This is a genomic window from Lapillicoccus sp. (assembly GCF_039935575.1).
Taxonomy (GTDB): domain Bacteria; phylum Actinomycetota; class Actinomycetes; order Actinomycetales; family Dermatophilaceae; genus Lapillicoccus.
The window spans coordinates 16,383-35,812 of record NZ_JBDTKA010000112.1 but is presented as its reverse complement, the minus strand read 5'-3'; the positions used below and the strand labels follow the sequence as shown (position 1 = coordinate 35,812).

Annotated in this window: 20 protein-coding genes; 13 read left to right on the top strand and 7 right to left on the bottom strand. The window is 70.4% G+C overall.

The features are described 5' to 3' along the window. The 4 genes from ABI385_RS13675 to ABI385_RS13660 form a co-directional block, all read left to right on the top strand. Nucleotides 1-797 (top strand): hypothetical protein (locus ABI385_RS13675; RefSeq protein ID WP_348104305.1); only part of this gene is annotated, 797 nt, incomplete at its 5' end. Between the two features lie 59 nt (nt 798-856). Continuing rightward, nucleotides 857-1,132 carry a YciI family protein gene (locus ABI385_RS13670; protein WP_348104304.1) on the top strand — a complete coding sequence of 92 codons (276 nt, stop codon included), beginning with the start codon at nt 857-859 and terminating at the stop codon, nt 1,130-1,132. Between the two features lie 5 nt (nt 1,133-1,137). Then, nucleotides 1,138-1,785 (top strand): PH domain-containing protein, encoded by a 648-nt coding sequence (locus ABI385_RS13665; protein ID WP_348104303.1) that lies wholly within the window; start codon nt 1,138-1,140, stop codon nt 1,783-1,785. Further along, a complete protein-coding gene (locus tag ABI385_RS13660) occupies nt 1,782-3,557 on the top strand; it encodes an AMP-binding protein (RefSeq protein WP_348104302.1) in 1,776 nt (591 codons plus the stop codon). Before ABI385_RS13665 ends, ABI385_RS13660 begins: the two co-directional genes overlap by 4 nt. Nucleotides 3,558-3,667: 110 nt before the next feature. Here the strand turns inward: ABI385_RS13660 and ABI385_RS13655 are convergent, their stop codons facing one another. Beyond that, nucleotides 3,668-4,297: a DUF998 domain-containing protein gene (locus ABI385_RS13655; RefSeq protein WP_348104301.1), complete on the bottom strand. Its 630-nt coding sequence runs from the start codon at nt 4,295-4,297 to the stop codon at nt 3,668-3,670. A 17-nt stretch (nt 4,298-4,314) separates the two neighbouring features. Here ABI385_RS13655 and ABI385_RS13650 point away from each other — a divergent pair, with 17 nt between their 5' ends. From ABI385_RS13650 to ABI385_RS13640, 3 genes are read left to right on the top strand one after another with little or no spacing between them, the layout of a single operon-like run. Continuing rightward, nucleotides 4,315-5,196, top strand: a complete 882-nt coding sequence (locus tag ABI385_RS13650) for an LLM class F420-dependent oxidoreductase (protein WP_348104300.1) — start codon at nt 4,315-4,317, stop codon at nt 5,194-5,196. 19 nt (nt 5,197-5,215) lie between these two features. Beyond that, nucleotides 5,216-6,862: an FAD-binding dehydrogenase gene (locus ABI385_RS13645; protein ID WP_348104299.1), complete on the top strand. Its 1,647-nt coding sequence runs from the start codon at nt 5,216-5,218 to the stop codon at nt 6,860-6,862. Then, entirely contained in the window at nt 6,862-7,578 is a 717-nt protein-coding gene (locus tag ABI385_RS13640) for a histidine phosphatase family protein (RefSeq protein WP_348104298.1), read from the top strand. The genes ABI385_RS13645 and ABI385_RS13640 overlap by 1 nt, the downstream gene beginning before the upstream one ends. Nucleotides 7,579-7,627: 49 nt before the next feature. Here ABI385_RS13640 and ABI385_RS13635 read toward each other — a convergent pair whose 3' ends face one another. The 4 genes from ABI385_RS13635 to ABI385_RS13620 all read right to left on the bottom strand — a co-directional run bounded on the left by ABI385_RS13635 (nt 7,628) and on the right by ABI385_RS13620 (nt 10,916). Continuing rightward, complete coding sequence (locus ABI385_RS13635; RefSeq protein ID WP_407068278.1) at nt 7,628-8,275, bottom strand: bacterial proteasome activator family protein; 648 nt, start codon at nt 8,273-8,275, stop codon at nt 7,628-7,630. Between the two features lie 268 nt (nt 8,276-8,543). Beyond that, on the bottom strand, nt 8,544-9,533 hold the full coding sequence (locus ABI385_RS13630) for an NAD(P)H-quinone oxidoreductase (RefSeq protein WP_348104297.1): 990 nt from the start codon (nt 9,531-9,533) through the stop codon (nt 8,544-8,546). Continuing rightward, nucleotides 9,530-10,090 (bottom strand): NTP transferase domain-containing protein, encoded by a 561-nt coding sequence (locus ABI385_RS13625; RefSeq protein ID WP_348104296.1) that lies wholly within the window; start codon nt 10,088-10,090, stop codon nt 9,530-9,532. The genes ABI385_RS13630 and ABI385_RS13625 overlap by 4 nt, the downstream gene beginning before the upstream one ends. 25 nt (nt 10,091-10,115) lie before the next feature. Continuing rightward, the gene (locus ABI385_RS13620; RefSeq protein WP_348104295.1) at nt 10,116-10,916 is read right to left on the bottom strand and encodes an IclR family transcriptional regulator; all 801 of its coding nucleotides are present in this window, start codon (nt 10,914-10,916) and stop codon (nt 10,116-10,118) included. A gap of 86 nt (nt 10,917-11,002) precedes the next feature. On the opposite strand from ABI385_RS13620, the gene hutH reads away from it, so the two are divergent. Continuing rightward, nucleotides 11,003-12,577 (top strand): histidine ammonia-lyase, encoded by a 1,575-nt coding sequence (gene hutH, locus ABI385_RS13615; protein ID WP_348104294.1) that lies wholly within the window; start codon nt 11,003-11,005, stop codon nt 12,575-12,577. A gap of 74 nt (nt 12,578-12,651) precedes the next feature. Next, nucleotides 12,652-14,370 carry a urocanate hydratase gene (hutU, locus tag ABI385_RS13610; protein ID WP_348104293.1) on the top strand — a complete coding sequence of 573 codons (1,719 nt, stop codon included), beginning with the start codon at nt 12,652-12,654 and terminating at the stop codon, nt 14,368-14,370. On the opposite strand, the gene ABI385_RS13605 is transcribed toward hutU, so the two are convergent. After that, nucleotides 14,360-14,575 carry a YbaK/EbsC family protein gene (locus ABI385_RS13605; RefSeq protein ID WP_348104292.1) on the bottom strand — a complete coding sequence of 72 codons (216 nt, stop codon included), beginning with the start codon at nt 14,573-14,575 and terminating at the stop codon, nt 14,360-14,362. The genes hutU and ABI385_RS13605 overlap by 11 nt on opposite strands. 63 nt (nt 14,576-14,638) lie before the next feature. Here ABI385_RS13605 and ABI385_RS13600 point away from each other — a divergent pair, with 63 nt between their 5' ends. The 4 genes from ABI385_RS13600 to ABI385_RS13585 are packed head-to-tail and all read left to right on the top strand — an operon-like array spanning nt 14,639 to nt 19,078. Further along, nucleotides 14,639-15,916 carry an allantoate amidohydrolase gene (locus ABI385_RS13600; RefSeq protein ID WP_348104291.1) on the top strand — a complete coding sequence of 426 codons (1,278 nt, stop codon included), beginning with the start codon at nt 14,639-14,641 and terminating at the stop codon, nt 15,914-15,916. Between the two features lie 17 nt (nt 15,917-15,933). Then, nucleotides 15,934-17,286, top strand: a complete 1,353-nt coding sequence (locus ABI385_RS13595) for a formimidoylglutamate deiminase (protein WP_348104290.1) — start codon at nt 15,934-15,936, stop codon at nt 17,284-17,286. Next, nucleotides 17,283-18,464: an imidazolonepropionase gene (hutI, locus tag ABI385_RS13590; RefSeq protein WP_348104289.1), complete on the top strand. Its 1,182-nt coding sequence runs from the start codon at nt 17,283-17,285 to the stop codon at nt 18,462-18,464. The genes ABI385_RS13595 and hutI overlap by 4 nt, the downstream gene beginning before the upstream one ends. Then, nucleotides 18,464-19,078 (top strand): HutD family protein, encoded by a 615-nt coding sequence (locus tag ABI385_RS13585; protein ID WP_348104288.1) that lies wholly within the window; start codon nt 18,464-18,466, stop codon nt 19,076-19,078. The genes hutI and ABI385_RS13585 overlap by 1 nt, the downstream gene beginning before the upstream one ends. A 3-nt stretch (nt 19,079-19,081) precedes the next feature. Here ABI385_RS13585 and ABI385_RS13580 read toward each other — a convergent pair whose 3' ends face one another. Next, nucleotides 19,082-19,363 (bottom strand): DUF4235 domain-containing protein, encoded by a 282-nt coding sequence (locus tag ABI385_RS13580; protein ID WP_348104287.1) that lies wholly within the window; start codon nt 19,361-19,363, stop codon nt 19,082-19,084. Nucleotides 19,364-19,430: the final 67 nt, after the last annotated feature.

Here is a 19,430-nt window from a genome sequence, read left to right as displayed (position 1 = left end):
CGAGCACGCTGTCCGCCGCGGCCCTGGCGGCCGCCACGCAGGCGAAGGAGCTGACCGACCAGGCGGCCATCACCGCCGCCGAGCAGGCCGTGACCACCGCAGCGACCAACCTCGCCGCGGCCACGCTGTCGGCTCCGATCGCCGGCGTCGTCGGCGCGATCTCGCTCATCCCCGGTCAGTCCGAGTCATCGTCGGCGGGCATCACCATCGTCGGCACCGGCGCGGCGACGGTGACGCTGCCGGTTTCGTTGGCCAAGCTCCCGTCGATCAAGGTGGGCCAGGCGGCCACGGTGACCGCCCCGGGCCTCGACCCGATCACGGGCGTGGTGTCGCAGATCGCCCTTCTTCCGGTCGCCACGGGTACCGGTGCCTCCGCGTCCAGCACGGTCTCGTATGACGTGACAGTCACCCTCCCCGACACCCCGACGACGCTCGCCACGGGGAGCTACGTCCGGACCAGCATCGCCACAGCGACCGCCAAGGACGTCCTGACCCTCCCCGTGTCGGCGCTGCCCGGCGTGACGTCCGGGGCGGCACGGGTGGCAGTCCTCAAGGGGTCGACAACGACGGAGACCACCGTCAAGGTCGGGGCCGTCGGCGGCGGACTGGCCGAGATCCAGAGCGGGCTCGCCGCAGGTGACCAGGTCGTCATCGCCGACATCAACGCCGCGTTGCCGACCAACAGCTCGACCTCGGTGCGCGGGCTCACCGGGGGCGGGCAGGGCGGGCCGCCCGGAGGGACCCGCACCGGTACCGGCGCAGGAGCAGGCGCCGGAGCAGGCGCCGGCCGCAACTGACGCGGGCCTGCCAACCAGGTTCTGATGCATCGGACCCAGCCCTGGCATAGCGTGGCGCCATGGTCATCGTCGAGCTCGCGTTCTCCGACAACCCGGCCCGGCTGGAGCTGCGACCTGCGCACCGGGAACGGCTGACCCGTCTCTACGACGGGGGCGAGGTGCTGCAGGCGGGTCCGTTCGCGGATGGGGGCGGGTCGATGATCATGTTCACCACGTCCCGCGCTCGCGTGGACGAGGCGCTCACAGATGACCCGTACTACTCGGCCGATGGCGTCACCGTCACGTCGATCCGCGAGCTCACAACGCTCTTCGCTCCCACGCCCGAACGAGGTTGACTCCCATGGGCTTTCCGGAGAACGTCCTGGCCCCCAACGAGAAGGTCCTGGTCAGCCTCAGGCCGCACTGGCGCGTCGTGGCCGCGCCCACGGTCATCGGTGTCATCCTCGTGGCGGTCTCCGGGTACGTCGCGTGGCGGACGCCGGACGACTCCACCGGCAACTGGATCCAGTGGGTCGTGGTCGGTGTCGCCCTGCTTCTCGGGATCTGGCTGGTGGTCGTGCCGTTCGTCGTGCGGGCTTGCACCCAGTACGTCATCACCTCGCACCGGGTGATGGTGCGTCGGGGGGTCGTCACCAAGAACGGCAAGGACATCGCGCTCTCGAAGATCACCGACGTCAGCTTCACCAAGACTCCGTCGGACCGGATCCTGGGGTCGGGGACGTTGCGGGTCGAGTCGGCGGGCGACAGCCCGGACGAGACGTTCCACTCGATCCCGCACAGCGACCGGATCCAGCAGCTGCTCAACCACGCGATCGAAACCGACGCCAACAAGCATGCCGAGCGGATGCTCCGGCGCTCCAGTGTCGAACCCGTGGATCCGTCCGATCCGTCCGATCCGCCGGCCTCGCCGGCCTCGCCGGACTCGCCGGACTCGCCTGACCAGGCCGACCTGTCCGAGCTGCCACAGCAACCGGAAAGCGCCCGATGAGCAACCAGGACGAGATCGGTACGCCTGCCACCGAGGCGTTCCGCAGCGCCCGGAACCAGCTGCTGGGCTGGCGCGGCGACCACCGTGCCGCCGTCTCAGGCTTCCGCTGGCCGGATGTGGGTGACCGGTTCAACTGGGGCATCGACTGGTTCGACGCCATCGCCCGCGGCAACGACAGAAGTGCCCTGGTGATCCTGGAGGAGGCGGACGAGCGGCAGGGCACACCGGCGTCGTCCTGGTCCTTCGACACGCTGGCTCGACGATCGGACCAGGTCGCCACGCTGCTGGTCGACCACGGCGTCCGCAAGGGCGACGCCGTCGTCGTGATGCTGGGCAACCAGGTCGAGCTGTGGGAAGCAATGCTCGCCATCATCAAGGTCGGCGCGGTCATCATGCCGACCACCACCGCAGTAGGTCCGGCGGACCTGCGCGACCGCATCACCCGCGGCGGCGCCACGCTCGTCATCGCCAACGCCTCTGACACCGGCAAGTTCGACGACGTTCCCGGCGACTACCGCAAGGTGGTGGTCTCGCATGCCACCGAGGTGCCGTCGGGCTGGGAGCCGTTCTCGGCGGCATACGAGATCGACGCGCCGCCCGCGCCTCACCCGGGCACGGCTCCAGGCGACCCCGTCCTGCTGTACTTCACCTCGGGGACCACGAGCCGGCCCAAGCTCGTCGAGCACACCCAGGTGTCCTACCCGGTGGGGCACCTCACGACGATGTACTGGCTGGGCCTCGAGCCCGGCGACGTGCACCTGAACATCTCCTCGCCCGGGTGGGCCAAGCACGCCTGGTCGTGCTTCTTCGCGCCGTGGAACGCCGAGGCGACCGTCTTCCTCTACAACTACAGCCGGTTCGACCCCGAAGCGCTGCTGCGGGTGTTGCGCGCAAACGACGTCACCACGATGTGCGCACCGCCCACCGTCTGGCGGATGCTCATCAACGCCGACCTGTCCGGAGGTTCGGGACGGCTGCGCGAGGTGATCTCGGCGGGCGAGCCACTCAACCCCGAGGTGATCGAACAGGTCCGCCGCGCATGGGGACTGACGATCCGCGACGGGTACGGGCAGACCGAGACCACCGCCCAGGTGGGCAACACACCCGGGTCGCTCGTGAAGGCGGGGTCCATGGGCCGGCCGCTGCCCGGCGTCCCCGTCGTACTGGTGGACCCCGTGACGGGGGAGCGGGTCGAGGCCGATGCGGATGGGCCGCGCGAGGGCGAGATCTGCCTCGATCTCTCGGACGCGCCGCTGCCACTGATGACGGGCTACCAGGGCGACCCCGACCGCAACGCCGAGGCGATGTCGGGCGGGTACTACCGCACCGGCGACGTCGCGTCGGTGGACTCAGAGGGGTACATCACCTATATCGGACGCACCGACGACGTGTTCAAGGCGAGCGACTACAAGATCAGCCCGTTCGAGCTCGAGTCGGTGCTGATCGAGCATCCTGCCGTCGCCGAGGCCGCCGTCGTGCCCGCCCCGGACGCCGTGCGAGGAGCTGTGCCCAAGGCGTACCTCGTTCTGGCCCCTGGCCACGAACCCACCCGAGAGACTGCCCTGTCGGTCCTCATGTATGCGCGTGAGCACCTCGCCCCCTGGCAGCGGATCCGGCGCATCGAGTTCGCCGAGCTACCCAAGACCATCTCGGGCAAGATCCGGCGCGTCGAGCTGAGGCAGCGCGAGAACGACGCGGTGGCCTCCGACTCGGCGCCACCCGGGGCCGAGTGGCGCGACGACCAGTTCCCCCAGCTGCGTTCCGGCGGCTGACCTCTCCTCGCGCACTCAGAGACGCTTCTGCTCTGGCTGCCCCAGCACTGGTGGTTCGTGAGACACCGCGTGACGCCCGCAGCAGCTGGCCCGTGTGGACCTCGAAGCGGTCAGGGGGCCGCGACTGGTTCCGGAACCGCCGTTCGCTGCCCCCCGAGGCAGCCGAGCACCACGACGAGCGGGGCCAGAGCCTGAGCGGTTGTGAGCACCCGCTCACGCAGTCCGAGCGTCGCCCCGCCCGTGACGAGGTCGGCCACGACGACCAGGATGAGTACGGCCAGCCCGATCGCCAGTACCTGGCCGAACCGTCGGCGCAGCACCAGCGGTGCGTCCGGGCGGTTGCGGGCGATCACCGCGGGCCAGAGGCTGAGACCGGCGAAGGCCAGGTACGTGACGATCATGTGTCCAACGGCGTTGCGGCCGCTGAGGTTGTTGGGGATCCAGGCCACGAGAAGGGTTGCGACGCCCCCGAACGCGAGAAGGCATCGGCCGGTGGGGTCCGCCGGCCGCAGCCCGAGGGCCGTGACGATGTAGGCGAGCCCCGTGAGGACCAGCGCCGTCGTCATCACCCACCGATTCGGTTCGTCCGAAGCGGCCAGGTCGCTGATCGTGGAGCGCACCGGGTCGAACCTGGGGACCATGGACTGAGCCCACAACCACCCTCCGACCAGGGTCACCGGGGCCACGATGGCAGACACGAGACCCCACCGGGGGACGCGCTCGAGTGGAGTGGAGGTCACCGGCATACCTTTAACACATGAAACTTGGGCTTCAGGTATCGAACTTCACATGGCCCGATACGACGGAAGGCATCGGCCCCACGTTCGCCCGCATCGCCACGGACGCCGACGACGCCGGCATGGCGAGCTTGTGGGTGATGGACCACTTCTTCCAGATCTCCATGGTGGGGCCGCCGGAGAACGCGATGCTCGAGGGCTACACCGCCCTCGCGTATGCCGCTGGCGTCACCTCGCGGATCACCCTCGGCACCCTGGTGACCGGTGTGACCTACCGGCACCCCGGGCTGCTGGTGAAGACCGTGACCACGCTCGACGTCCTCTCCAGCGGCCGCGCCTGGCTCGGCATCGGCGCCGCCTGGAACGAGGAGGAGCACCGTGGCCTCGGCGTCCCCTATCCCGGCACCTCCGAGCGGTTCGAGCGGCTCGAGGAGACCCTGCGCCTGGCTCACCAGATGTGGGCCGACGACGACAGCGCGTTCGACGGCACCCATTACCAGCTGGAGCGCCCGCTTAACCACCCGCAGGCGATCTCGACCCCGCATCCGAAGATCCTCATCGGCGGCGGCGGCGAGAAGAAGACGCTGCGGCTCGTCGCCCAGTACGCGGACGCGTGCAACATCTTCGACATGGGTCCGGAGAAGGTGAAGGCCAAGTACGACGTCATCCGGGGTCACTGCGCGGATGTCGGCCGCGACTACGACGAGATCGAGAAGACGGTGCTCAGCCGCGCGGACTTCGCCACCGAGAGTGACGACCAGCTCGTCGAGCGGTTCGGGGCCCTCGGCGAGATCGGCACCGACCACGTCATCATGGGCAACGCGGGGATCGTCGGGTTCGAGAAGCCGGGCTATCTGGACCGGGTCCCCGGTCTGTTGGCGCAGCTCAACCCCTCGAGCTGACCGGTAGCGACGGGCTGCAATGGACTGTGACGCCATCGTCGTCGGCGCCGGGTTGGCCGGCCTGGTCGCCGCGACCGAGCTGACCGACGCCGGCGCCTCGGTGGTCGTCGTGGACCAAGAGCCACGCGTGAACCTCGGCGGTCAGGCGTTCTGGTCGTTCGGCGGGCTGTTCCTCGTCGACTCGCCCGAGCAGCGGCGGATGGGCGTTCACGACTCGGTCGAGCTGGCCTGGCAGGACTGGCTGGGCACGGCCGGCTTCGACCGGCCAGAGGACCACTGGCCGGGGCTCTGGGCGCGCGCCTATGTCGACTTCGCGGCGGGCGAGAAGCGCGCCTGGCTGCACGAGCAGGGGATGCGCTGGTTCCCCGTCGTGGGCTGGGCCGAGCGCGGTGACGGCCGTGCCGGGGGGCACGGCAACTCGGTGCCCCGGTTCCACGTCACGTGGGGGACCGGCCCCGGCGTCCTGGAACCGTTCGTACGCAAGGCTGTCGAGGCCGAGGCCGTCGGGAGGTTGAGGTTCGCGTTCCGGCACCGCGTCGACGAGATCGTGGTCGATGCAGGTGCGGTGACGGGGGTTCGCGGCGCCGTCCTCGCCCCGTCGTCCGCCGCTCGAGGCGTCTCGACCAGCCGCGACCCGGTCGGTGCCTTCGAGCTGTCCGCGCAGGCCGTCCTCGTCTCCTCCGGGGGGATCGGTGGCAACCACGACCTCGTCCGGCAGGCCTGGCCGAGCCGGTTGGGCTCTCCGCCCGAGCACATGGTCACCGGCGTACCCGCCTATGTGGACGGCCGGATGATCGGCATCACCGAGGCAGCCGGCGGCACCGTGACCAACCGCGACCGGATGTGGCACTACGTCGAGGGTCTGCACAACTGGTCGCCGATCTGGCCGGGCCACGGAATCCGGATCCTGCCGGGTCCGTCATCGATGTGGTTCGACGGCAGCGGCAACCGGCTGCCCCCTCCGTTGTTCCCCGGCTTCGATACGCTCGGCACCCTGGCTCACCTACGCCGCACCGGCCACGACCACTCCTGGTTCGTGCTCACGTCGTCGATCGTCGAGAAGGAGTTCGCGCTCTCGGGGTCGGAGCAGAACCCGGACCTCACAGGACGGTCGATCCCGTTGGTGCTCAGCCGTGTTCGCCCGGGTCCGGCCAAACCGGTTCAGGACTTCTTGGACCACGGCGACGACTTCGTCACGGCGCACACGGTGGGTGAGCTGGTGGCGGGCATGAACACGCTCACGCCCTACGCACAGATTAGCGCTGCCCACCTCGAGCGGCAGATCGTCGAACGGGACCGCCAGCTCGACAACGACTTCGCCAAGGACGCCCAGGTCGTCGCCATCCACGGGGCACGCCGCTATCGCGGTGACAAGCTGATCCGCACGGCCGCGCCGCACAAGATCCTCGACCCGAAGCACGGACCCCTGATCGCGGTCCGGCTCTCCGTCCTGACTCGAAAATCGTTGGGAGGGGTGCAGACCGATCTGTCCGCGCGAGTCCTGGGTGGCGCCGGCGAGCCCGTGCCCGGCCTGTATGCCGCCGGTGAGGTCGCGGGGTTCGGTGGCGGCGGCGTCCACGGGTACCGCTCGCTCGAGGGCACCTTCCTCGGCGGCTGCCTCTTCTCGGGACGTACCGCCGGGCGCGCGGTGGCGGCGGAACTCTAGTGGGACTTCAGAACCGGCCGGTCCGGATCGTCCTGGTGCGTCACGGCGAGTCGCAGGGCAACGTCGACGACGCCATTTACGAGACGGTTCCCGACCACGCACTCACGCTGACGGACAAGGGGATCGACGAGGCGTCCGTGGCGGGCGTCGCCATTCGCGCACACATCGGAGACGAACCGGTGACGATGTATGCGTCGCCGTACGTCCGGGCGAGGCAGACCGCGCAAGCACTAGCACTCGGCGTCGCGATGGACGACATCCGGTTCGAGCCCCGACTGCGGGAGCAGGACTGGGCCAACTTCCAGGACCCGGCCGACGTCGCGGCCCAGAAGAAGCTGCGCGACGAGTACGGCCACTTCTACTACCGGTTCACGCACGGAGAGTCCGGCTCTGACGTCTATGACCGGGTCAGTACGTTCCTCGAGTCGATGTTCCGCAGCATGGACGCCACCCCCGAGACGGTGAGTGGGCGGCTCGGACCGCCCATGGCCACGCAGAACATCGTCATCGTCACGCATGGCCTGACGATGCGGCTGTTCTGTATGCGGTGGTTTCACTGGAGCGTCGAGTACTTCGAGTCGCTGCAGAACCCCGTCAACGGCGGCGTCGTCGTGCTGGTCCGGCAGGACAACCACCGTTACAAGCTGCTCGAACCCTTCGTCCAGTGGGACCAGGACTACACGCCGAACGAACGCGAGCGGGCCTCCTGGTCCTAGGACCGGCTCGAGGCGTGTCTCAAGGGCGGGGCGTGTCTCAGGGGTTGCGCTAGAGGTACTGGCCCGTCGGTCCGGCCCCGGCTTGGCCCCCGGCCAGACCGGACCCGCCCGGCTGGTCCAACTGCGGGTCCTCGGCCGCCGGGTGGCCGGGCGGCAGTGCCCGGCGCATTCCCTGCAGCTGCTGCTGGGCCGCCATCTGCTGGGCGAACAGGGCAGTCTGGATGCCGTGGAAGAGCCCTTCCAGCCATCCGACGAGCTGGGCTTGCGCGATGCGCAGCTCGGCGTCCGAGGGTGCCGCGTCACTGAGCGGGAGCGCAATCCGGTCGAGCTCGTCGACCAGCTCGGGCGCTAGCCCGGCCTTGAGCTCCTGGATCGAGCGGCGGTGGATCTCGGCGAGCCGAGCGCGCCCGGCCTCGTCGAGCGGGGCGCCTCGGACCTCCTCCAGCAGGTTCTTGATCATCGAGCCGATCCGCATCACTTTCGCGGGCTGCTCCACGAGGTCGGCCGGGTTGGTCGGGCCGTCCCCGGCACCGTCGGCACCGTCGCCGTCGACATTGCCGTTCGGGCGCGACCCTCGCGGTGAAGAGACGCCCATCCCGTCCTGGGTCACGACCACCACCCGCTGCTGGTCCTTCGTCGCCTCGTCGGGCATCGATCCGCCGGCCGGTCCCTGGCGCTGCCCGCCCACGTCACTCATGCTGTCCATCCTGCCCCACCGTCTCTCGAGCGGAGGAACGGCAGGGGCCGCACGAGGCGACCCCTGCCGTCCGTGTGGTCACCACAGGGGCAGGGCGGTGCCGACGAAGTCGGCACCACACGGGTGACCGAGTCCATTGCATCGGGCCTTGCTCCGGGGCGGGATAGCCCGATCGGGTAGTTCCCGCGCTCAGAGGGAGGGGATGGTCCGGACAGTTCGGGAGGTAGCACGCATCTCAGGCAGCTGCCAGGCCGTTCCCAGGCGGGGTTCAGGAGTCCTCGCCCGTCGTCAGGAGAATCTTGCCGATGTGGGTGGACGCCTCCATCTCGCGGTGCGCGTCGGCGACGTCCGCGAGGGCGTACCGGCCGTGGACCACCGGCCTCACCCGCCCGGACTCCAGCAGCGGCCAGACGTGTTCCCGGACGGCCGCGACGATGGCAGCCTTCTCGGCGACGGGCCGCGCGCGCAGCGTTGTCGCGATGAGCGCGCACCGCTTCGCGAGCATCGCCCCGAGGTCGATCTCCCCCTTTCGGCCGCCCATCAGCCCGATGACGACGAGCCGCCCGTTCGGTGCGAGCAGGTCGACGTTGCGCGCGAGGTATGCCGCGCCGATGCTGTCGAGGATGACATCGGCGCCGTGCCCCCCGGTCGCCTCGCGCACCTTGGCCACGAAGTCCTCGTCCCGGTAGTTCACCAGGATGTCGGCCCCGAGCCCGCGGCATACCTCGAGCTTCTCGGCGTTCCCCGCCGTCACGGCCACCCGTGCCCCGACCTCGCGCGCGAGCTGGATCGCCATTGTGCCGATGCCCGAGGAGCCGCCGTGGACGAGCAGGACCTCGCCGGGCTGCAGGTTGGCGGTCATGAAGACGTTGGACCAGACCGTGGAGGTCACCTCGGGCAGCGCGGCAGCGTCGACCAGCCCGACACCGTGCGGAACGGGGAGCAGCTGCCCGGCCGGAACCGCGACCTGCTCGGCATAGCCGCCACCGGTGAGCAGCGCGCAGACTTCGTCGCCGACGGACCAGCCCGAGACGTCGTCACCTATCCGGGCGATGCGTCCGCTGACCTCGAGACCGGGGTAGGGGGAGGCGCCGGGGGGCGGGTTGTAACGGCCCTGGCGCTGCATCACGTCGGCCCGGTTGACACCCGCTGCGACCACGTCGACGAGCACTTCACCGGCGCGCAGCTGCGGTGTCGGAACCTCGTCGAGGACGAGAGCGTCGACATCGCCTGGCGTGGGGATCGTGATGGCCTTCATGCCCTCAACCTACGGCGGGCCTGCGCGAGCGCCTCCGGTGTGTCGACTCCGAGCGCCGCGTCGTCGTCAACGAGCAGCTCGAGGTGGCGGAGCGCGGTGAGCAGCAGCCGAGCGGGGAGATTGGTGCAGTCAGCGGGCAGCGCGAGACGGGCCGCAGCGACCCGGTATGCGGCCAGCAAGGGGTTGCTGTGCGCCGCACCACGCCGGGCGGCCACCGCGTCGACATCAGGTTCGGCGTCGAGCTCGTCCGCGAGCAGCTGGCACACTCGTCCGCCGAACGGCATGTCCCCGGCGACCACCACGGCGAGATCCGTTGTCACCAGCGAGAACCCCGCGGTCATCGCGGCGAGCGGTCCCCCTCCGGGTGGGGTCTCACGCGTCCAGACGACCTCCCGTGGGAGCGGCGTCGGAACGCCCACCACGACGACCGGCCAACCCCGTGGGACCGAGTCGACGAGGTGTCCGAGGACCGTGCTGGTCCCGAAGGGCTGGCTGGTCTTGTCGGCTCCGAACCGGCGTGACGTCCCGCCGGCCAGGACGATGACGGAGCTCTGCATGGCACCAACTGTCCCAGCCGTGTGGTTACCCAGGCGGCAGGTGGGCTGACCGTGCCGGTGTGACCCCACGGACCCCGCCGATCCTGCGGCTCAACGCGAGGGCGCTCGTCATGGTTGCGTGGGCGAGCTCGGCCTCCGTCGAGGGGTCGACGCGCTCGTCCTCGTAGGTCAGCGCGAAGGCGGCGACGGGGTGTCCGCCGTGGTCCAGGACCGCGGAGGCGACCGACGCGAGGTCTGGGGTGACGGTGCCGTGCTCGACGGCATACCCACGCGTTCTCGTCGCGGTCAGGACCGACCGCAGCTGCCCGGGGGTCGCCGGTCCGACGCCGTGCCGCTGCACGAACGTGGCCCTCGACGGGTACAGCGCACGCACCTGGGCCGTGGGCAGCGCGGCCAGCATGGCCAGCCCGCTGGCCGCGAGGTGCGCTGGGAGGCGGACGCCGACGTCGGTCACCAGCGAGGGGCGGCGCGGAGCGCGCTCCTCCACGAGGTAGAGGACGTCGCTGCCGTGCAGCACCGCGAAGTGTGCGTTGTGCCGCGTCTCGTCCACGAGACGAGTCAGGAGGGGGCGGGCGAGCCGCTGGAGCGGCGTCTGCCGAGAGTAGGCGGAACCGAGCTCAAAGGCGGCGATCCCGAGGCCGTAGCGACGTTCCTCCCGCAGGTGCACCACGAACCCGTGCTCCTGCAGGACGGCCAGCAGATGGTAGGTGGAGGACCGGGCCAGCCCCAGCTGTCGCGCGATGGAGGCGGCAGGCAGGGGCTGGGTATGCCTCGACAGCAACCCGAGCACGGCGAGAGCCTGGCCTGCTGCGGGCGCGTTCGGCATGGGAAGATCATCCTCCCGTCTCGAATCCGAGACACTTTGGCGGTGGCGGCGACCCGGCCGGGGCGGGTTGGCGATGCAATGGGTGCATGACGCAGACGCTCACCCCGGACGTCACCCCCGGCACCGTGCAGGTCCTCGTCGGGGTCGGCCCGCTGACCTTCGAGGACGTCGTTGCGGTGGCCCGTCATGAGGCGCCGGTGCGGCTGACCGACGAGGCTGTTGCCTCGGTCCGCGCCAGCCGGACGGTCATCGAAGCGCTCGCCGACGATGTCGAGCCGCACTACGGCGTCTCCACCGGGTTCGGGGCGCTCGCGACGAAGCACATCCCCGTGCACCTGCGCGCGCAGCTGCAGCGCAGTCTGGTCCGCTCGCACGCCGCCGGATCCGGCCCGGAGGTCGAGCGCGAGGTCGTGCGCGCGACCATGCTGTTGCGCCTGTCCACCCTGGCCACCGGCCGCACCGGGGTGCGCGATGCGACCGCGCTCACCTACGCCCGAATGCTCGATGCCGGGATCACCCCGGTGGTCCATGAGTACGGGTCGCTGGGGTGCTCAGGTGACCTGGCCCCGCTCGCCCACTGCGCGTTGGCGGCGATGGGCGAGGGGCCGATACGTCTGCGCGACGGTTCGCTGACCGACGCCGGGGTCGCTTTGCGAGACAATGGGATCGAGCCTGTCGTGCTTCGCGAAAAGGAGGGTCTGGCGCTGATCAACGGGACCGACGGGATGCTCGGGATGTTGGTCCTGGCCATCGCGGACCTCGAACGCCTGGTCACGACCGCCGACGTCACGGCCGCGATGAGCGTCGAAGGACTGTTGGGCACGGACGACGTCTTCGCGGCCGACCTGCAGCAGCTGCGACCCCATCCGGGACAGATGGCGTCTGCCGCCAACATGCGAGCGGTTCTGCACGACAGCGTGATCCGTGAGTCGCACCGGACCGCCGACTGCACGCGGGTCCAGGACGCATACTCGCTCCGCTGCGCTCCTCAGGTGGCCGGAGCCGCCCGGGACACCCTCGACCATGCCCGTCGGGTGGCGGGCTGGGAGCTGGCGGCTGCGGTCGACAACCCGGTCGTCACCCTCGACGGTCGGGTCGCGTCGAACGGCAACTTCCACGGTGCGCCGCTCGCCTACGTGCTCGACTTCCTCGCGATCGTGGCTGCCGACCTGGCGAGCATCTCGGAACGTCGCACCGACCGGTTCCTCGACGTCGCACGTAACAACGGGCTGCCGCCGTTCCTCGCCGACGACCCGGGCGTCGACTCGGGGCACATGATCGCGCAGTACACCCAGGCGGCGATCGTGTCGGAGCTGAAACGTCTCGCGAACCCGGCCAGCGTGGACTCGATCCCGAGCAGCGCGATGCAGGAGGACCACGTGTCGATGGGCTGGTCGGCGGCGCGCAAGCTCCGCCGGTCGGTCGACGGACTGACGCGAGTCCTCGCCGTCGAGCTGCTCACCGCCGCGCGCGGACTCGACCTGCGGGCCCCGCTGTCCGCGGCGCCGGCCACCCGGGCCGTCGTCGACGCACTGCGTGCCACGGCTCCGGGGCCGGGACCCGACCGGTTCCTCGCCCCGGAGATCGCGGCCGCCGTCGCGCTGGTCGCCTCCGGTGGCGTGGTCACGGCCGCGGAGACCGTCACCGGTCCCCTGAGCTGACACCGAGAACTGACACCGAGAACTGACACCGAGAACCGACCGAGAACGCCGACCGAGAACAAGGAGAGCTCACCATGGATGGTGCCCGCCCCGTTCGCGCCCCCCGAGGGACCACGCTGACCACCCGGTCGTGGACCACCGAGGCGCCGCTGCGCATGCTGATGAACAACCTCGACCCCGAAGTGGCGGAGCGCCCGGACGACCTCGTCGTCTACGGAGGTACCGGTCGGGCCGCCCGCGACTGGCGCTCCTTCGACGCGATGGTCCGCACCCTCACCACGCTCGCTCCCGACGAGACGATGCTCGTCCAGTCGGGGCGCCCGGTCGGCGTCATGCAGACCCATGAGTGGGCCCCCCGGGTGCTCATCGCCAACTCGAACCTTGTTCCCGACTGGGCGAACTGGCCCGAGTTCCGCCGCCTCGAGCACCTCGGCCTGACGATGTACGGCCAGATGACCGCCGGTTCGTGGATCTACATCGGGACCCAGGGCATCGTCCAGGGCACCTACGAGACGTTCGCGGCCGTGGCGGAGAAGCTCGCCGCCCGTCAGGGCGGGCAGAGTCATGGTGACGGCACCTTGGCGGGGACGCTCACCCTGACCGGTGGCTGCGGGGGGATGGGTGGCGCACAGCCGCTGGCCGTCACGCTCAACGAGGGCGTCTGCCTCGTGGTCGACGTCGACGGGGCGCGCCTACGACGTCGGGTCGAGCAACGCTATCTCGACGCGGTCGCCGCCGACCTCGATGACGCCGTCGCCCAGGCGTTGCAGGCCAAGGCAGCTCGGCGCGCGTACAGCATCGGGGTCGTGGGAAACTGCGCGGAGGTCCTCCCCGAGCTGCTCCGACGCGGCGTCGAGATCGACATCGTCACCGACCAGACCTCCGCGCACGACCCGCTCTCCTACCTGCCCGAGGGCATCTCCGTGGAGGACTGGCACGACTACGCCCAGCGCAAGCCCGAGGAGTTCACCGACCGGGCGCGCGCCTCGATGGCGAAGCACGTCGAGGCGATGGTCGGGTTCCAGGACAACGGTGCCGAAGTCTTCGACTACGGCAACTCGATCCGTGACGAGGCCCGGCATGGAGGCTACGAAAGGGCGTTCGACTTCCCCGGGTTCGTGCCGGCCTACATCCGGCCGCTGTTCTGCGAGGGCAAAGGTCCGTTCCGCTGGGTCGCACTCTCGGGTGACCCGAAGGACATCGACACCACCGACCGCGCGGTGATGGACCTGTTCCCGGACAACGACCGGCTGCAGAAGTGGATGCGCGGCGCTCGGGAGAAGATCGCCTTCCAGGGCCTGCCGGCCCGGATCTGCTGGCTGGGCTATGGCGAACGCGACAAGGCGGGGCTCGCGTTCAACGACCTCGTCGCGAGTGGGCAGGTCAGCGCGCCCATCGTCATCGGACGCGACCACCTCGACTGCGGGTCGGTCGCCAGCCCCTACCGCGAGACCGAGTCGATGCTCGACGGGTCGGACGCGATCGCCGACTGGCCGCTGCTCAACGCCTTGGTGAACACCGCTTCCGGCGCCTCCTGGGTGTCGATCCACCACGGCGGGGGAGTCGGGATCGGGCGGTCGATCCACGCGGGACAGGTCTCGTTGGCGGACGGCACCCCGCTCGCCGCCGAGAAGCTGCGGCGGGTCCTCACCAACGACCCGGGGATGGGCGTCATCCGGCATGTCGACGCGGGCTACGACCTCGCCGACGACGTCGCTCGGGACCGCGGCGTTCGGGTGCCGATGCAGGAGTGCGCCGGTGGCGACGCGCGCGAGGACGCCGTCAGTCGCTGATGTCGGCCATGGAGGCGTCCAATACGCCGATGACGTCGTCGCCGCTCAGCGTCAGGCTCACGCCGTGACCGCCGCCACCCATCGACACCGTCCGTCCGGCAACGGTGGTGTCAGCCACGACCGGCCAGGCGTGGGTCGACCCGAAGGGGGTGATGGTGCCGCGCTCGTAACCGGTCACCTCGATGGCGACGGCCGGGTCCGGCATCGAGAGCCGGTTCGTTGGGCTGCTTATCGGGAGACCTCACGTGCGACAGCCTAGGTTGGGGGTATGAGCGCCGTCGTCGACGCCGGGACCCTGGATGCGTCGGTGCGGCGTTCCTTCGACCGGATGTGGGGCGAGCTGGCCCCGGTCGGCCGCGACACGCATACCGGCGGTTATCGCAGGTATGCCTGGACGCGCGAGGACGCCGAGCTCGCCACCTGGTTCGCGGAGCAGGCCGGCCGCCGCGGTCTCGATGTCGTGGCGGACCGTGCCGGTAACCAATGGGCGTGGTGGGGCAGTCCCGACGACGTCCGGGTCGACGGTCGACGCGGTGGCGTCGCAATCGGGTCCCACCTCGACTCGGTGCCGGACGGGGGCGCCTTCGACGGTCCGCTCGGCGTCGTCTCGGCCCTGGCCGTGGTGGATGCGTTACAGGCCGCGCGTCGTACCCCCGGTATCCCGCTCGCCGTGGTGCGGTTCCGCGACGAGGAGGGTGCCCGGTTCGGGATCGCCTGCGCCGGTTCGCGGCTGGTCACCGCAGCTCTCGAACCCGCCCGGGCCCTGGCGTTGCGCGACGCCGACGGCGTGACGATGGCCGAGGCGCTGCGGACCTCCGGGCATGACCCGGGCCAGGTCGGACCGGACCCCGAGGCCATGGCGCGACTCATCGGGTTCGTCGAGCTGCACGTCGAGCAGGGACGGGCGCTCGCCGACCCCGGCCGCTACGACCAGGCTCTCGCGGCCGTCGCTGTGGGATCAGACATCTGGCCGCACGGGCGGTGGCGCGTGGACCTTCCCGGCACGGCGAACCACGCGGGGACCACCCGCCTCGAGGACCGTGACGATGCCATGCTCGCGTTGGCCGGCCTCGTCGTCGCGGCTCGGGAGTCAGCGGGCCGGCAGGGCTGCGTAGCCACGGTCGGCAAGGTACGGGTCGAGCCCGGCGGCGTGAACGCGATCGCGAGCCACGTCACCGCCTGGCTCGACGGCCGGGGCTCCGACGAGCGCGCGGTCCGCCGGCTCGTCGACGAGGTGCGGAACGCCGTCGGGGTCCACCGGGGGACGCTCACCGAGGAGTCGTGGACGCCCGCGACGACCTTCGACCCGGACCTCACCACCCGCCTGCAGGATCTGCTCGGACCGGCCACGCCGCTGCTCGGCACCGGCGCCGGGCACGACGCGGGGATCCTGGCCACCGCAGGCATACCGTCGGCAATGCTTTTCGTTCGCAACCCCACCGGCGTCTCGCACTCGCCTCTCGAGCACGCCGAGACCGCCGACTGCCACCTCGGGGTGGCGGCGCTCGCCGCCGTCGTCGCGGATCTCACCGGCGTGCGGCCTTGACGCCGTCGACGCCCGCGGTGACCCAGACAACATACTGGGCCGAGCATGCCTGGCTTTCCACGGGACCGGCTGCAGGAGTGCGTCTTTCGGTCGAGGCCGGCCGATTCGTCCGCGTCGAACCGCGGGTTCACGCGCACTCCGACGACCTACGTCTCGCGGGCGTCGTCCTGCCGGGGCTCGCCAACACCCACAGCCACGCCTTTCATCGTGCACTGAGAGGGCGCACGCACGGGGGGGCCGGCGACTTCTGGTCGTGGCGCGAGCAGATGTATGCGGTGACGCGGCGGCTCGACCCCGACACCTACCTGGCGCTGGCGCGGGCGACCTACGCCGAGATGGCTCTAGCCGGCACGACCGTCGTGGGTGAGTTCCACTACCTCCACCACGACGTCGACGGCCGCCGGTACTCCGACCCGAACGCGATGAGCGGTGCGCTCGTCGCCGCAGCGGCGGAGGCCGGGCTGCGGATAACCCTGCTCGACACCTGTTATCTCGCCGGCGGGTTGAACGGCAACGGCTACCTGCCCCCCGACCGGGTCCAGCAACGTTTCAGCGACGGGACTGTGGACGCCTGGTGGGAGCGGATGTCTGACTTCGCTGCCTCCTTCGGCACGGGTAGCAGGGCGAAGGTGCGGTTCGGGGCTGCGATCCATTCGGTGCGCGCGGTGCCGAGACCCGCGCTGGAGACGCTCGGCGCGCTCGTCGCCGATATGCCGCTACACGTGCACCTGTCCGAGCAGCCCGCCGAGAACATGGCCTGCGAGATCGTCCACGGGTGCTCCCCAACCCGGCTGCTCGCCGACACCGGTGTGCTGCGGCCCGACCTGACGGCGGTCCACGCAACGCACCTGAGCGCCGACGACGTGAAACTGCTGGGCTCCGCCGACGCCCAGGCCGCTTTCTGTCCCACCACCGAACGCGACCTGGCGGACGGGATCGGACCGGCCCGCGAGCTCTCAGACGCCGGCGTCAGCCTCAGCCTCGGCTCGGACCAGCACGCCGTCATCGACCCGTTCGAGGAGGTCCGTGGGCTCGAGATGCACGAGCGGCTGGTCACCAACGAGCGAGGCCGGTTCCGCCCGGACGAGCTGCTGCGTGCTGCCTCGGCGAACGGGTACCGCAGTCTCGGCTGGTTCGGTGGTGGTGTCCTCGCCCCTGGCGCCCTGGCTGACTTCGTCGTGGTCCGGGACGACACGGTGCGCACGGTTGGCAGCAAGGCCGGCCAGATCCTCTATGCCGCAACGGCTTCCGACGTGGCAATGGTGGTCGTCGGCGGGGATGTCATCGTCGAGCGAGGCGAACACGTCCGGCTGGGCTCGATCGCCCCTCTCCTTCGCGACGCGTTCGACGCTCTGCGGGACGATCGGTGACGACCCTCGTCACCGGGATCGCCGAGCTGACGACGCTCGACCCCACCCATCCGGACGCCGAGGACGCCATGGGGACCATCCGGGGCGCCGCCATCGTCGTCGGGGACGACGAGCAGGTCCTCTGGGTCGGGCGAACCATCAACAGTGACAACGGACCTGCCGCAGACCGACGGGTTTTCCTCGACGGTCAGGCCGTCGTCCCCGCCTTCGTCGACAGCCACACCCACCTCGTCTTCGCTGGCGACCGCAGCGCCGAGTTCGCCGCCCGGATGAGCGGGACGGCCTACGACGGCGGTGGCATCGCGAGCACCGTCGCCGCCACCCGGGCCGCGAGCGACGACGACCTGCGCCACCTGCTCAGGACCCGCCTCGACGAGATGCGCGCCCAGGGCACGGGAGTCGTCGAGATCAAGTCCGGATACGGCCTGGACGTCGACAACGAGACCCGCCTCCTGCGACTGGCCGGCGAGGTGAGCGATGAGGTGACCTTCCTCGGAGCACACGTCATCCCACCCGAGTTCCGTCACCGCAGAAGCGAGTACGTCGACCTCGTCACGGGTCCTATGCTCGACGGTGCCCGCGGTTACGCCACCTGGGTGGACGTCTTCTGCGAGCCGCACAGCCCTCACGCGTTCGACGCGGACGAGTCGCGAGCGATCCTCGAAGCCGGGCGGGACGCCGGCCTTGGCATTCGCGTTCACGGCAACCAGCTCGGCCCCGGTCCCGGCGTCCGGCTGGCCGTCGAGCTGGGAGCGGCCAGCGTCGACCACTGCACGCACCTGACGGCAGCCGATATCGAGACGCTCGCCGGCAGTACGACCGTCGCGACACTCCTTCCGGGAGTGGAGTTCTCGACCCGCTCGAACTACCCCGATGCACGAGCGCTGATCGACGCCGGCGTGACCGTCGCACTCGCGAGCGACTGCAACCCCGGCACCTGCTACAGCTCCTCGATGCCCTTCGTGATCGCCCTCGCCGTGCGGGAGATGCGCCTCACTCCGGACGAGGCGCTGCGGGCCGCGACGGCCGGTGGGGCACAATCACTGCGGCGGTCCGACATCGGACGGATCGTCGCAGGCTCGCGAGGAGGAATAACCGTGCTGGATGCACCGTCGCACCTGCATCTCTCGTATCGTGCAGGCGTGCCGATTGCCCGCCGTCTCGTGCTTACACCCTGATGGCGTCCGCCCCCCATTCGCTGGGTCTGATCCGGTTCGACGAACGGCCTGCCACCGCGTGGAAGAACGGGCAGGGCTCGACCCGGGAGATCACCCGTCGTCTGCTCGGCGTCCGCGGGCCGCATTTCGTGTGGCGGCTGAGCGTCGCGGACATCAATAAGGACGCGGACTTCTCGACGTTCCCGGGCGTCCAACGCTGGGCCACGCTGCTCACGACGACCCCCGGTGACGGGGTCGTCCTCGACGTCGCCGGAGTCGAGACAAAACTGGTCCCGTTGGAACCGTTCGCGTTCGACGGGGCGGCCGAGACCCACGCCCGCCTGACCGGTGGCCCCGTGAGCATCCTCAACGTGATGACGGTGCAGAGCCGGATGAGCGCCCAGGTGCGCGTTGCCGACCTCTCGTCGGGACGTCCCCTCAGCATCGCTGGGGCGACCGCGCTGATCCAGCTCTCGGGGCAGTCGATGGCTCATGCTGCCGACGGCGCCAGTGCCGAGCTGGGTCCGCTCGATGCGCTGGCACCGCGGCCGCGGGTGCGGATCATTGCCGGCACCGGTGCGGTCGCGGTGGTCAGGATGGAGAACTTCCGCGCCTGGCGCGCCTTCTCCTGGTGAGGCTCAGTCGGTTGCCGAAGCCTCGCCGGGCGCGTGTCCGGTCGACTTGATGTAGTACTCGGTGGCCTTGCGCTCCGCGGCGACGCGCGCCGCTCCCACGGCCAGCCCCATGATGGCCGCGAAGAGGAGCGCCTCCTTCCAGCTGGAGTCCTCGACCTGTGTGGGGTCGTTGGGGGCGTCGCGTCCGGAGATCGCCCGCCACCCGACCTCGACGAGCTTGGTCGCGACCGTGCCCGCCGCCAGGGCAGCCCCCGTCGCCATCAGCTTCCATCCGATGCTGCCCATGGTGGCCCTTCCTCACGTCCGCCTGCGAACTCGCTCCTGCACTGAAGGCGACTCTCGCACTTCGCCG

What these genes read in the sequence shown, in the direction of transcription:
- ABI385_RS13665 (WP_348104303.1), top strand. Translation starts at nt 1,138, where the DNA reads ATGGGCTTTCCGGAGAACGTCCTGGCCCCCAACGAGAAGGTCCTGGTC.
- ABI385_RS13635 (WP_407068278.1), bottom strand. Translation starts at nt 8,275, where the DNA reads ATGAGTGACGTGGGCGGGCAGCGCCAGGGACCGGCCGGCGGATCGATG.
- ABI385_RS13650 (WP_348104300.1), top strand. Translation starts at nt 4,315, where the DNA reads ATGAAACTTGGGCTTCAGGTATCGAACTTCACATGGCCCGATACGACG.
- ABI385_RS13645 (WP_348104299.1), top strand. Translation starts at nt 5,216, where the DNA reads ATGGACTGTGACGCCATCGTCGTCGGCGCCGGGTTGGCCGGCCTGGTC.
- ABI385_RS13620 (WP_348104295.1), bottom strand. Translation starts at nt 10,916, where the DNA reads ATGCCGAACGCGCCCGCAGCAGGCCAGGCTCTCGCCGTGCTCGGGTTG.
- ABI385_RS13585 (WP_348104288.1), top strand. Translation starts at nt 18,464, where the DNA reads ATGGCGTCCGCCCCCCATTCGCTGGGTCTGATCCGGTTCGACGAACGG.
- ABI385_RS13660 (WP_348104302.1), top strand. Translation starts at nt 1,782, where the DNA reads ATGAGCAACCAGGACGAGATCGGTACGCCTGCCACCGAGGCGTTCCGC.
- ABI385_RS13625 (WP_348104296.1), bottom strand. Translation starts at nt 10,090, where the DNA reads ATGCAGAGCTCCGTCATCGTCCTGGCCGGCGGGACGTCACGCCGGTTC.
- ABI385_RS13605 (WP_348104292.1), bottom strand. Translation starts at nt 14,575, where the DNA reads ATGCCGGACCCGGCCGTCGCCATCGAGGTGACCGGTTACGAGCGCGGC.
- ABI385_RS13600 (WP_348104291.1), top strand. Translation starts at nt 14,639, where the DNA reads ATGAGCGCCGTCGTCGACGCCGGGACCCTGGATGCGTCGGTGCGGCGT.
- hutU (WP_348104293.1), top strand. Translation starts at nt 12,652, where the DNA reads ATGGATGGTGCCCGCCCCGTTCGCGCCCCCCGAGGGACCACGCTGACC.
- ABI385_RS13670 (WP_348104304.1), top strand. Translation starts at nt 857, where the DNA reads ATGGTCATCGTCGAGCTCGCGTTCTCCGACAACCCGGCCCGGCTGGAG.
- ABI385_RS13630 (WP_348104297.1), bottom strand. Translation starts at nt 9,533, where the DNA reads ATGAAGGCCATCACGATCCCCACGCCAGGCGATGTCGACGCTCTCGTC.
- ABI385_RS13580 (WP_348104287.1), bottom strand. Translation starts at nt 19,363, where the DNA reads ATGGGCAGCATCGGATGGAAGCTGATGGCGACGGGGGCTGCCCTGGCG.
- hutH (WP_348104294.1), top strand. Translation starts at nt 11,003, where the DNA reads ATGACGCAGACGCTCACCCCGGACGTCACCCCCGGCACCGTGCAGGTC.